General features: G+C 34.7%; 26 protein-coding genes. 7 read left to right on the top strand and 19 right to left on the bottom strand.

What is annotated here, in order from left to right; translation table 11 throughout:
• Positions 1 to 48: 48 nt before the first annotated feature.
• Genes A5816_RS14250 through A5816_RS14210 form a run of 10 tightly spaced genes read right to left on the bottom strand, consistent with a single transcriptional unit; the run spans position 49 to position 4108 of the window.
• Entirely contained in the window at positions 49 to 339 is a 291-nt protein-coding gene (locus tag A5816_RS14250; protein ID WP_002311437.1) for a hypothetical protein, read from the bottom strand.
• Positions 333 to 641 carry a hypothetical protein gene (locus tag A5816_RS14245; protein WP_086311102.1) on the bottom strand — a complete coding sequence of 103 codons (309 nt, stop codon included), beginning with the start codon at positions 639 to 641 and terminating at the stop codon, positions 333 to 335. The genes A5816_RS14250 and A5816_RS14245 overlap by 7 nt, the downstream gene beginning before the upstream one ends.
• Positions 634 to 798: a hypothetical protein gene (locus tag A5816_RS16360; RefSeq protein ID WP_179189703.1), complete on the bottom strand. Its 165-nt coding sequence runs from the start codon at positions 796 to 798 to the stop codon at positions 634 to 636. Before A5816_RS16360 ends, A5816_RS14245 begins: the two co-directional genes overlap by 8 nt.
• Before the next feature lie 4 nt (positions 799 to 802).
• Positions 803 to 1072, bottom strand: a complete 270-nt coding sequence (locus A5816_RS14240) for a hypothetical protein (protein WP_002372698.1) — start codon at positions 1070 to 1072, stop codon at positions 803 to 805.
• Positions 1073 to 1083: 11 nt separating this feature from the next.
• The gene (locus tag A5816_RS14235) at positions 1084 to 1833 is read right to left on the bottom strand and encodes a helix-turn-helix domain-containing protein (RefSeq protein ID WP_086311103.1); all 750 of its coding nucleotides are present in this window, start codon (positions 1831 to 1833) and stop codon (positions 1084 to 1086) included.
• Positions 1834 to 1835: 2 nt separating this feature from the next.
• The gene (locus tag A5816_RS14230; protein ID WP_086311104.1) at positions 1836 to 2063 is read right to left on the bottom strand and encodes a hypothetical protein; all 228 of its coding nucleotides are present in this window, start codon (positions 2061 to 2063) and stop codon (positions 1836 to 1838) included.
• On the bottom strand, positions 2056 to 2349 hold the full coding sequence (locus A5816_RS14225) for a hypothetical protein (protein ID WP_086311105.1): 294 nt from the start codon (positions 2347 to 2349) through the stop codon (positions 2056 to 2058). The genes A5816_RS14230 and A5816_RS14225 overlap by 8 nt, the downstream gene beginning before the upstream one ends.
• Position 2350: 1 nt before the next feature.
• Entirely contained in the window at positions 2351 to 3037 is a 687-nt protein-coding gene (locus A5816_RS14220; RefSeq protein WP_086311106.1) for a putative HNHc nuclease, read from the bottom strand.
• Between the two features lie 5 nt (positions 3038 to 3042).
• Complete coding sequence (locus A5816_RS14215; RefSeq protein WP_086311566.1) at positions 3043 to 3774, bottom strand: DUF1071 domain-containing protein; 732 nt, start codon at positions 3772 to 3774, stop codon at positions 3043 to 3045.
• Complete coding sequence (locus A5816_RS14210; RefSeq protein WP_081115350.1) at positions 3767 to 4108, bottom strand: hypothetical protein; 342 nt, start codon at positions 4106 to 4108, stop codon at positions 3767 to 3769. The genes A5816_RS14215 and A5816_RS14210 overlap by 8 nt, the downstream gene beginning before the upstream one ends.
• A gap of 165 nt (positions 4109 to 4273) precedes the next feature.
• Here A5816_RS14210 and A5816_RS14205 point away from each other — a divergent pair, with 165 nt between their 5' ends.
• Entirely contained in the window at positions 4274 to 4600 is a 327-nt protein-coding gene (locus A5816_RS14205; RefSeq protein ID WP_086311107.1) for a hypothetical protein, read from the top strand.
• On the opposite strand, the gene A5816_RS16355 is transcribed toward A5816_RS14205, so the two are convergent.
• From A5816_RS16355 to A5816_RS14185, 7 genes are read right to left on the bottom strand one after another with little or no spacing between them, the layout of a single operon-like run.
• Positions 4597 to 4773, bottom strand: coding sequence for a hypothetical protein (locus A5816_RS16355; RefSeq protein WP_179189704.1), 177 nt, complete (start codon positions 4771 to 4773; stop codon positions 4597 to 4599). The genes A5816_RS14205 and A5816_RS16355 overlap by 4 nt on opposite strands.
• A complete protein-coding gene (locus A5816_RS16580) occupies positions 4770 to 4895 on the bottom strand; it encodes a hypothetical protein (RefSeq protein WP_256926094.1) in 126 nt (41 codons plus the stop codon). Before A5816_RS16580 ends, A5816_RS16355 begins: the two co-directional genes overlap by 4 nt.
• Positions 4864 to 5037: a hypothetical protein gene (locus A5816_RS16350; RefSeq protein WP_002301528.1), complete on the bottom strand. Its 174-nt coding sequence runs from the start codon at positions 5035 to 5037 to the stop codon at positions 4864 to 4866. The genes A5816_RS16580 and A5816_RS16350 overlap by 32 nt, the downstream gene beginning before the upstream one ends.
• The gene (locus tag A5816_RS14200) at positions 5034 to 5222 is read right to left on the bottom strand and encodes a hypothetical protein (protein WP_002311421.1); all 189 of its coding nucleotides are present in this window, start codon (positions 5220 to 5222) and stop codon (positions 5034 to 5036) included. The genes A5816_RS16350 and A5816_RS14200 overlap by 4 nt, the downstream gene beginning before the upstream one ends.
• Before the next feature lie 20 nt (positions 5223 to 5242).
• The gene (locus A5816_RS14195; RefSeq protein WP_002343410.1) at positions 5243 to 5527 is read right to left on the bottom strand and encodes a hypothetical protein; all 285 of its coding nucleotides are present in this window, start codon (positions 5525 to 5527) and stop codon (positions 5243 to 5245) included.
• Position 5528: 1 nt separating this feature from the next.
• Positions 5529 to 5717, bottom strand: coding sequence for a helix-turn-helix transcriptional regulator (locus A5816_RS14190; RefSeq protein ID WP_010729259.1), 189 nt, complete (start codon positions 5715 to 5717; stop codon positions 5529 to 5531).
• 2 nt (positions 5718 to 5719) lie between these two features.
• Positions 5720 to 6496: a phage antirepressor KilAC domain-containing protein gene (locus A5816_RS14185; protein ID WP_086311565.1), complete on the bottom strand. Its 777-nt coding sequence runs from the start codon at positions 6494 to 6496 to the stop codon at positions 5720 to 5722.
• Between the two features lie 79 nt (positions 6497 to 6575).
• On the opposite strand from A5816_RS14185, the gene A5816_RS14180 reads away from it, so the two are divergent.
• Positions 6576 to 6776 carry a hypothetical protein gene (locus tag A5816_RS14180; RefSeq protein ID WP_086311564.1) on the top strand — a complete coding sequence of 67 codons (201 nt, stop codon included), beginning with the start codon at positions 6576 to 6578 and terminating at the stop codon, positions 6774 to 6776.
• On the opposite strand, the gene A5816_RS14175 is transcribed toward A5816_RS14180, so the two are convergent.
• Positions 6748 to 7017, bottom strand: a complete 270-nt coding sequence (locus A5816_RS14175; protein WP_086311563.1) for a hypothetical protein — start codon at positions 7015 to 7017, stop codon at positions 6748 to 6750. The genes A5816_RS14180 and A5816_RS14175 overlap by 29 nt on opposite strands.
• Positions 7018 to 7155: 138 nt before the next feature.
• Between A5816_RS14175 and A5816_RS14170 the strand changes: the two genes are divergently transcribed.
• The 5 genes from A5816_RS14170 (at position 7156) to A5816_RS14150 (ending at position 10395) form a co-directional block, all read left to right on the top strand.
• Complete coding sequence (locus A5816_RS14170; protein ID WP_086311562.1) at positions 7156 to 7638, top strand: DUF2321 domain-containing protein; 483 nt, start codon at positions 7156 to 7158, stop codon at positions 7636 to 7638.
• 452 nt (positions 7639 to 8090) lie between these two features.
• Positions 8091 to 8447, top strand: a complete 357-nt coding sequence (locus A5816_RS14165) for a helix-turn-helix domain-containing protein (protein ID WP_086311561.1) — start codon at positions 8091 to 8093, stop codon at positions 8445 to 8447.
• Positions 8448 to 8474: 27 nt separating this feature from the next.
• Complete coding sequence (locus A5816_RS14160; protein WP_033630947.1) at positions 8475 to 8870, top strand: ImmA/IrrE family metallo-endopeptidase; 396 nt, start codon at positions 8475 to 8477, stop codon at positions 8868 to 8870.
• A gap of 53 nt (positions 8871 to 8923) precedes the next feature.
• Entirely contained in the window at positions 8924 to 9235 is a 312-nt protein-coding gene (locus tag A5816_RS14155; protein ID WP_002372718.1) for a hypothetical protein, read from the top strand.
• A gap of 11 nt (positions 9236 to 9246) precedes the next feature.
• Positions 9247 to 10395: a site-specific integrase gene (locus A5816_RS14150; protein WP_086311560.1), complete on the top strand. Its 1149-nt coding sequence runs from the start codon at positions 9247 to 9249 to the stop codon at positions 10393 to 10395.
• Positions 10396 to 10488: 93 nt separating this feature from the next.
• On the opposite strand, the gene rpmA is transcribed toward A5816_RS14150, so the two are convergent.
• Complete coding sequence (rpmA, locus tag A5816_RS14145; protein WP_002289452.1) at positions 10489 to 10782, bottom strand: 50S ribosomal protein L27; 294 nt, start codon at positions 10780 to 10782, stop codon at positions 10489 to 10491.
• Positions 10783 to 10785: the final 3 nt, after the last annotated feature.

Below are 10785 nucleotides of genomic sequence, written 5' to 3'. Positions count from 1 at the left end.
GATTAGTAAAGTGTTCTTCTAGCTCTTCTTTTAACATTTCTTCGTCCATTATTTCTCCTCCTCAATCTCACATGCCTGTTCAAACTGTCTAGTGATGTTTTCTAACGCTTTTTTGTACTCGATAATACTTTTTATCGTTCTTTCTTCACTTAACACGTAATCGCGTTGTATCGCCTTCAAACACGATGAGACAGTTTGGAAGTATCCGATATCTGCTCGTGATTCTTCTTTTGCTTCTGTGTAGCGGATGTTTCCCTCTTCGTCTCGTCTTACCTTCGATAAGACAATATTTCTAGAATCACTGGTAATTCGATAATCTTCGATTTTCATGTCTAGCATATTTCTTCCTCCACGTATCTAAACGTTCTCTTCTTAACGTCTGTGTATCCACACCTAGCTCTTTTCCTCACGATTTTCTCGTGCAAGCCTGTTAAACTTGCTAACTGTTCAGCTGTTCCTGTCACTAGAAGTTTGTCACCGTGCCAAATTGCAATTTGACGAGGCTTTTTCCCGCCTCTAGTTTTGTCAGCCCACATCGCTCTTCCGAGCCTCTTTACTTCCGAAGCAGTTTCTTTGTCTTCTTGCCAATTCTCAGAATGTGTCAGTTCGATGATTCGTTTCATTGCTGCTTTCTTATCCATCCTGACATTCTCCTTTCAATAATTTGAGTACTTGATCAAGTGCGCTCTCACGTCCGCCATGAAACGTGTTGAGCCACTTGTCTTCGTACGACACACTTTGTCTTAAAGCTTCTTGATGCATTAATTCGATCTGTGCTGTAAATGTCTTTAGGTCCATCTGATTACACCTGCTCGAGTTCATTAAGATGTTTTTGCAAGCCTTTAACACAATCAACAAATAGTAATTTGGTATATGCTAAATTTCTTAATTGTGTTGTATCGATATAGAGTGCGAAATAGTATCTGAGTTTACTCCAACTCGAACGATCATTCTTAATCCCTTCAATTCCAGCTTCTTCAAGCTGTTCATACACGTCTCTCAGGATGTCTATTTCCTCGCCCTTTTTATAGTTCGATATTTCATTAATTAGTTCTAGATAATCGATTTTCAATTTTCCACCTCTTAAAATGGTGCTTTTGATTGTCTATTAGCTCGTTCTAGCGCTTTTTTCTTGAGATAGGCTTCTTGGTCGATTGCCCATTCAGGAAGCTTCTCTCGTCTTCCTGTGCGCTTGTATCCACTGCTTGCGTTCTTAGGTTCACTTTTTTCTTTCCTTGCCCAACTTCGAATAGTTGCCAAATAGTTTTTATAAGTCTTACCAGATGATTCACAATACTCTGACAGTCGTTCGATTCGCTCTTGGTAGTCATTAGGGAATTCTGTTTTGAGTTTCTCCATCTGCTCATCTGACAAAAGCACATTTTTATACTCTCCGTATTTATGACGGATGGGCTTAGCCTTCGATTTTTTCGAAGGCGGTAACTCTCTTATATATTCTTTTGTATTATTAAATGTATTATTAATAGATGTATTATTATCTTGATAGATTTCTTGGTGACCCCCCACCAAATTTTCTTGGTGACCCCCACCAAGAATTCTTATATACCTAGCCTCGATTTCTTTACTACCCTCTTTGTACTTAACTTCTCTATAGATATAGCCCTTTTCTTCAAGTGACTTTAGCCAATTCTGAATGGTTGGTTTGCTTACTTTATATTGATTGGCAAAGTACTCATTGCTAGCCCAGCAATAACCTTTCTCATTACATAGAGCTGTGATTTCCCCATAAAGAAGTTTTGCACTAGGTATCAAAGAATCGTCATATCTAACATTTGCAGGTATGATGGCGTAATAACTTCGATGTTCTGTCAAAATTATCCCTCCTCATCCGCGACAGTAATCGTGTACTGGTAACAAGTCTCTGTAATTCCATTAACTAATCTATTGGTCTTAATTTTTTCGACACTAATATCGCTTTGTTCAGCTTGTGTACCGATGAAAGCAAATGTCATGATTTCTAAGAACAATTTGTCTCTTGGACTCATTTTGTTATACTTAGTGCGCCATGCTCGTTCAAATGCTGCTGTTTTTAAACTAATCATCATTATTTCCCTCGATTAAATCAAAATTATCAAACAAACTTTCTTTCTGGTTTAACCACTTTTCAGCTATATATTCTTCATCATCGTCACCATCTGATAAGCTATTTAATTCAAATTCAAAATCATCTATCTCTTGTTGAATATCCCAATAGCTTGACTCTAAATCTTCTAACTCGCCTTGCAGAGAATCTATTTCGCTCTCTAGGGCGTTGATTTCTTCGTGCAATCGTCTTTCGGTTTTGTTTAATTCTTCCAAATGAGATTCAATATCGTAACGTCTGCTCACTTTAGCCACCTATATTAAGTTTTTTGATTGTCTCTCGGTTTAACTTAATCCCTTTGATTTGATATTTATTTTTAAAATTGATCACACCTATTTTGTGCTTCTCCGTGTGATGGATTCTGCAGAGTGCTGCAAATGTGTACTCTGAATGATCAACTTCTTTGCGCTTTCGTCTTCCTAAAGCTTTGTCAAAGTGATCGATGTCAGCTCCTGTTTTGCCACAGATGCAACAAACTCTTTTTGTAATGCATTTGTAGAAGTAATATTCTTGATTCGCTGGTAAAATCTCATAGCCTTCTTTGAAAGGAATATGATGTTCAAAGATGAAATCTAGGATAATATTTGCTAAGACATTAGCATCACTCACAGTTGTATTCGATTCATCTTTCAGGCTTATTTTGCGCCCTGTGACGCCTTCAAAACGGAAGTAGAAGAATTCCTTCCAGAAGTCCGTTGGCATGCCTGTATCGATGAAAATATCGCCTATGAGTGCATAGATGAAGTTTCGTTGCTGTACTGTGAAACGTCTAGGATCAATAAAACGAATTTCAATGACTCGATCGCCATCATATCCGTCGTACATCGTCTTCAAACGTTCGATGTTCACTTCTTCATTGATGGTTGCGCCTATGTCTTTTCCTTTGAATTTTTTCAGAACCGCTGAATATGAATCGATTAATGGTTTAAACACTCATATCACTTCTCTTTTGTTTCGTCTCTGTACTGATCTTCAAGCCAATTAACGCCTCGTTTTAGAATGCCCAAGTCTCTCTTGGTCCATTTACTGTCATCAGCGGTTATAGAAGCCGCATCAGTCAATGCAACAATTGCTTCATCAATTGATTTTTCGTACTTGTTAGCAACCAGTTGTAAAGCATCCAAGAATAGCTTTTTGCTTCTTTCGCTAGCTGGTTCAAGCATCGAAACATCTTCTGGCATATCTTCACCCGCAAAGATATATAACCCTAGCCCGAACATTGCTAGATTTTTTACAAGACAACGCATGATTGTTTTGTTGATATCAAACATAGTTGCTGCTTCACAAGTACGATCAATATAGTTTCCTGTCCAATTTTTATCTTTATATTCTTTGACTTTGTATGTGTATGGTTCATCTTTCATCGCCTTATTCGAACTATCCATGACAGGTAACCACATTTCACGTTTGATACCATTAACTGTGATATTGGTAAAAACCATGTAACCTGTTTTCTTATCAAAGATATACGGCAGATGTGTTTCTGGATCATGATAGATTTCATAATCTACTGCCTCACACACTTTGCTAACTTCTGCCCAAGCCCATGCCCACGAAAGATAAGTGAGGTTATTTCGTTTTTCAGTAACACCTTTCACATTTATTTTGTATAAGCTATTAAAAAGCGTATTATCACTTCTATTTTTCAAAGGTTGTTCCTTTTCACTCATCAAATTCTGCCTCCATTTCAGCAATGTATTTCTTACCTGGTCCGTAATAAGAGATATCAATCAAGTTATCTCTGTCGTACTCTTCTAGTGCATCAATCAAGCCATCTTCGATGACATAGATGTATTCAGGTTTTCTGGACCGCTTCGATAGATGAATAAGATAGACATGATCCCAAATACTCACAAAATTCCCCAAATCATCTTGATCACATGCTAGTTCTTCGTTCGTCAAAAGATTTCGTCTTATTTTTCGATTATTTGTTTCCTTGATATTCGATTTGCCCCAACTAGGATCAGTCAAATATTGATCTAGAGTGGAAAGTTCATTTTCCATATGTTAAAATCTCCTTAGTTATGATTTGTTTTTGGACACGATTTTGCTTGCTGGCGATCGTGTCTTTTTTTAATATGGTCAATTCTCGCATTAATATATTTCCCCTTTTTTGATATACTTTAGAAGTAAACAAACTGATAATTTTAGAGAAAGAGGGAAAGTTACATGTATGATGATGTATTTCATATCGAAACTTTTAGTACCCATGACAAAGATAAGAAAGTAATAAATGAGTTATTAAAAGATGGCTGGCGAATCCTGTCTATCGTTCAAAATAGTGAACACGATAACTATTCATACGGACAAGTTATTCTTGGTGCTTCTGAGTCAGCCTTTCAAAAAAACAACTTAGCTATTATGAAACAGAAAAAACTAGAGCAAGAAGCAGAACGAAAAAGACGTAAGCAAACTAGATGGGAAGACATGTCACCAGTCAATAATAATTCTGAAAATACTCTCATTTATATAGAAGATGACTCTTTGCCGTTTTAATTTTTGTACTCGTCTTCATATAATTCCCAATTATCAAATTTTTCTTCTACAGTGACAGGTCTGTACGACGAAATATTGGATTGGTTTTGCTCTGAGTTACTTGCGATAACTTGGAGCAATTCATTTGTTTTCTTTTGTTCAAATAAAATTTGTTCTAACAGTTTTTTGTTCATTTTTTTAGCCTCCATGCTTTTTGCTTTTCGATATGTTGCTTGCTTAAAATAATAGGACGGCTATTTGCCCACCAATTATCAGCAATCACTTTACCGATTTTTAGCGCTTCTTCTCGTGCCATAGTTGCTCCTTTCTTTTGAATCAAGCAGATTGATTAAAACCATCAATGCTGCGAACAAGCTTCCCCCGATAATACTTTGGTGCGCTACAATCACTAATAACCCCAAAATGAATCCTATAAAAAGTGTGTCTGTCTTCTTCATAATCTAATCTCCCTATTTTTTATTTCTAGCATTCTCAAATCCTCAAGTTCAGAAGCAATTAATTCAGCTTGTCTATCTGATAGCTCATCGGCTTTTCTAAGCGCTGCACGGTCATCTTGTAATTGTTTCCTGCGTTGTTTAATCAAACCGAGAATTTGATGTTCTTGTTGCAATGTGTAGGACATAAAATCATTCTCCTTTGCCTTTAGAACTCAAAGTTTTCTTTCAAAAATCTTTGGAGCTCCGATCGTTCAATTCTGATGTCTAACTTGCTCCACTGCTGTGTTTTTAAACCTAGGTTTATCCAATGTGTTAATTTGTCATCACCAATGCCTAAAACTTTTTTTACCTCTGATTTGTTTGGATATGGAGGAAGCTCCACTGATTTGTTCATAAGGCGCAATCGTTCGTCCAACGAATTAAGCACAGCATTCGTAATCTGTGTAGTTAATTCTGAAACTACTAAATTATCTGGAATTGTTATTTGCATGTTATTTCTCCTTCTCTAACTCTGCTAGTGCTGCCTCAATTGGCTTGATTTGTTTATCTGGTTTTCTACGCCCATTCATAATATCCGACATATATGGTCTAGAAATTCCGATAGTATCAGCTAACCAGTTCTGAGACTTTCCGTATTTTGCTAATTGAATTCTGACTTTTAAAATAAATTCTTGTGACATTGTCATTCCTCCTCTAATAAATCGATTTCTGGAATATATCCTTCTTTTTTTAGCGACTCATAAATGAACAAACGTCCTTTTTGAGTCCATTTTGTATTCATCACAACTTTTGTTCCTCCAGCAGATTTCGGAATCTCAGTTGTATGAGATTTTGTATATCCTTGTCTCATATGTTTCTTGCATAATAACCATTGGTTGCCTACTTTCTTCTGGATACCTAGTTTATGAAGTAGTTTATTCATCTGTTGTGGAGACATCCCATAATCTGCTGCAATCTGACTAATTGTTACTGAATCTGTAGAAGATAATATGCTATCTAAATATGAGATTTTGGGTTCGTATTCTGCAATCTTTTGTTCTGCGATTAATCTTCCAGTACGTTCTTCTTTCAATTTAGTTGCTAATTGAATGATTGTATCTGGATTAAGCAAAGCTTCTTCTACTTTTTCTGGACTTAGATAACCTCCATGTTTTCTAATTGTTGGCAGGACTTCACTTGTTACCCATCGTTTGAATTTTTTTGCAGAAGGAAGTTTTGATTTTAAGATTAAACTGTAAAGTCCTGACTCGTTGATGATTGTCATATTACGATTTTGACCTGATGCACTAATTTGGTGCGTCAGCTTATCCTCTTCATCAACATGATTTCTGATAGCATTGTCAGCTCTTTCATATCCAAGAATCCCAGCTACATCTTTACCTACAAAATACGGTTCATCATTTACTAAAACTGTTCGAACTTCATTTTGTTCGAAGTTAAAAATTTGTGGTGTGTTCATTTTTTCGATTCCTTTCTGTTGTATAATTTCCTTATCAGTCAGTTGTCGGCTGAAATAATTGATAAGGAGGTGGATAGTAATGCCTGTCAATCCTGAAAAATTTGCTTTAGCTGTTGTATCATCTTCCGGTTCAAAATTATCCGTCCAAGAAAAATTTGAATTGTATCAAAATGCATATTCTTATGCTCAAACAAAGAACAAAAAATTAAATGAAAAAGATAAGAAGAATAGACCATCAGCTCAAGAAACAATCAATCAACTGAAAAAGATGGGGCTTTAGCCAAAACTTCGAGGATTTCTGCAATCGTGTGGATTTCCTCTTTTTTAAACATCTTTTCCAATTTGGAATAAACACGACTTGCCGCAAGACTTAGTTGTTGTTCATGACCGGTGAACGTTGAGTTATAAAATTCAAGTGATTCTTCGTTTGAAGTTTCTTTATCTGAAACCTCAGAAACAAAACCTCTCATTTCGTTTTCTCCAATTTTATTAGTGATTAAAATAGCTTTTTCTTTATCCATTATTTAACTTCCTTTCATTGTTTTGTTCGAAATTAAAAATTTGCGGTGTGTTCATTTTTGCTCATTCCTTTCTTTGATATAATTCTCTTATCAGTAAGTGGTCTACTGAAATAATTAATTTAAAGGTAGTGAAAATATATGGCACAAAAGTACCAAAAAGTATGCTTAAATGGTCATCAGTTGAGTGTCACTAGCATTTCCCCGTCCGATCCAGACGAATTTTGTTCTAAATGCGGTTTACAAGTAATATCCACATGTCAAAATTGTCACGCTCCAATCCCCGGATGGTATGAAAATGAGGAAATAATGTATATCGGAAAAAGAACAGCGAGTTTACCATCGTATTGTTCTAAATGCGGAAAGCCTCACCCTTGGATACAAACAATTTTGGATAATGCAGCTGAGCTAATTGCGCTCGATACCGAATTAAGTGAACCTGAGAAGATTGCGATAAAAGCATCTATCCCTGATTTGTTAGTCGAAACTCCGAAAACTCCTATCGCTGAAGCAAAATTTAAAATCTATTTTGCAAAGATGGGACAAGTTGTTAAAACCGGAATGTACAATTTGATAGTTGATGTAATTTCTGAATCTGTTAAAAAATCTATTTTTCCAGATTAGTCTTACCACACCAACAACAATAATTTGAATTTTTTCTTATAACACGATTGCACCAAGCGCATTTGGCGTAATCGTGTTTCCTTTTTAAATATTTTAGGTAGCCATTTCGTTTGATAGCCTTCTTACTTCTTTGATTAAATCTACCGAACATCCGTTTCTTCCTCCCTCTCAATTATTTGTAAGCTAATAAAATTAGCTAATTTTTATTGACATCAAGTATTGAATGCTGTACTATTTGAATATAGTTAAATAAGCACAAAATTACCTATAAATTAACATTCTAAGTTTGCCGACCTCGAATTTGTTTATTTTATTAGGTGTCTTTCTTGTTGCTTGTTAGCTTATTAAATTAGCTTACGAGATAATAATATACTGGATATGATACATTGTCAACAAAAAATAATCAAATCCTGTACCTTTTTTCGTAAAGCTCTATTTTTCGGAGGTTAATTATGTCTGAACTACTATTCAATAGAATAAAAGAGACAGCGAAAAGGAAAAAGAATATGAATGTTAAAGAAGTTGGTTCTAAACTAAAACTAGGCGAAAACGCAATTTATTCTTGGAAAAAAAGTAATCCTAGTATTGACAAAGTAGAAAAAGTATCAGATTTTCTAAACGTTTCAACAGATTATCTTCTAGGACGCACAGACGATCCTACCGTAGGAGTTGCACCAGAGGAAAGAAAACTAACCGTGGAAGAAGCTTTAGCATCTGTAATGAGCAGTGACGGAAAACCACTCACCGATAATGATAGGCAGATACTTACCGAATTAATAGAAGCGTATATTGAAAAAAAATATAAGTAGGTGAGTCGGTTGGACAGTCAAATTGAAATGATGCTTAATGAGCTAGGTGTCAAGGTAGAAGAGCGTGAAAACCTTGATGCCGATGGCCATTATGTTGCTTGTATGAATACCATAGTAATAAAAGCTAATTTATCTAAGTATAGAAGACAAAGAACCTTATTACATGAATTAGGACACGCTTCTAAACATCATGATAATTATTTTTTATATAACTTAGCATTCTCTCTCCATTCAAAAATGGAATATGAGGCTGATCGCTTCATGATTGAAAAATTATTAGATAGATATATTGCAAAGTCTGAATTAGAACCACACAATATCAATTACATGAAATTTATAGAAGATAATAATTTAAGCGTTCGCTTCGAACCACTTGTGAAAGAATTATTAAAAGCTCGCATCTATTGTTATGCAGCTCTCTAAAATTTTTTAAGCAAAAAAAGAACATACGTTCAAAAATAGAAAGGTGAACAAAAATGATATATACAGAATTCAAAGAATGGTTAGAAAAAAACACAACCGGATACGAAACATTTATCATCAAAGCTACTAATTATCAAATTGAAAAAAACAAAAATAGACCCCCAAAAAAACGCTGGGATGATAAGAAAATAGATAAAGCTGTATTAGAAATGTGGAAACAAGTCGTGACTAACTTGTATCAAACAATTCGTAAAGAAAAAGGAGTTCCATTAATTAACGGGAAGGAAATATGGCTTGAATTTATAGAGGAACAAGGACTGATCGAATTTTTCAATGATAGCATGGCAGAATTAGAATTTGAATAGGGGGAATATTGATGGCAATGATAAAACAATATAAAAAGAAAAATGGCGAAAAAGCATGGTACTTTAAAACTTATCTCGGTATTGATCCGTTAACAGGAAAGAAAAAATATACTACTAAAAGAGGATTTAGAACACAAAAAGAAGCAAAAACAGCACTTTCTAGGTTAGAACTAGAATTACAAAAAACAGGAATTCCCACAAGTACAAATACTACTTTCAAAGAAGCAGCAGAATTATGGCTAGAAAGCTATAAAAAAACTGTAAAAGAAAGTTCATATTCAAGGACTAATATAATCTTTAACAAACATATATATCCCAAATTTGGAAATATTAAGCTTTCTAAAATTAATACGGCATATTGTCAAAAGGTAGTAAATGATTGGAGTGAAAAAGGAACTTCAAAGCAATACCCTCTTTTCATCAACTATATGAACAAAGTTTTTAAGTATGCTATAAATATTGGTTTAACATCTGATAATCCAACATTAAATTTAATTATTCCAAAGCCACAAATTAAAACAGAAAAGAAATTAAAATTATATACAAAAGAACAGTTGGAATTATTTCTAAATGAAGTATCTCAAGAACAGAATCCATATTTTAAAAACAGAGACTATACGCTCTTTAGACTATTAGCATTCAGCGGATGTAGAATCGGCGAAATATTAGCACTCACTTGGGACAATATTAATTTTAAAACAAATGAAATGGCCATAAAAAAAACTGTAGCTCGTTCAGACAAATATTATATATCTGAAACTCCTAAAACAAAAAAATCAAATCGAATAATTTATTTGGATGAAAAAACTATAAAGCAACTAAAATTTTGGAAGCTCGAACAAAGAAAGTACTTATTTCAATTAGGATTTACCAAAGCTAATTTTTTGTTTACCAATGACGAAAATAATTTCACAATTAATCAAGCAGTGGCAGAAAGATACAATATATATCGCGAGCGTGCCGGCTTACCTTATATCGGTCTACATGGTTTTAGACATACACATGCATCAATGCTATATGAGGCAGGCGCAGATCACAAAGAAGTCCAAGAAAGAATGGGCCACGCAAATATAAAAACTACTATGGACACATATACACACATTACTAACAGTAAAAAAGAAGAAACAACACAAAAACTAACAAATTATATTAACTTCTAAGAAAGTATGGTCAAAAGTATGGTCAAAAAAAAATCCCATAATTTACAAAAAAGCTCCATCCCTTGCCACACAAGAGATAGAGCAGTTTGTTTATTAAGCTTCTTGAGCTACTGGATAAACAGACACTTGTTTTTTGTTACGGCCTTTACGTTCGAAACGTACTACGCCATCAACTTTTGCAAATAAAGTGTCGTCTCCACCGATACCCACGTTTACACCTGGATAGATTTTTGTACCGCGTTGACGGTAAAGAATTGATCCACCTGTAACTGTTTGTCCATCAGCGCGTTTAGCACCTAGACGTTTTGATTCTGAGTCACGGCCGTTAGATGTAGAACCGCCACCTTTTTTGTGGGCAAATAATTGTAGATTCATAGATAACAACATGGT

It is taken from the genome of Enterococcus sp. 3G1_DIV0629 (genome assembly GCF_002141285.1).
Taxonomy (GTDB): Bacteria; Bacillota; Bacilli; order Lactobacillales; family Enterococcaceae; genus Enterococcus_B; species Enterococcus_B lactis.
The sequence above is the reverse complement of the archived record's forward strand: the minus strand, read 5'-3'. Positions and strand labels throughout refer to the sequence as shown.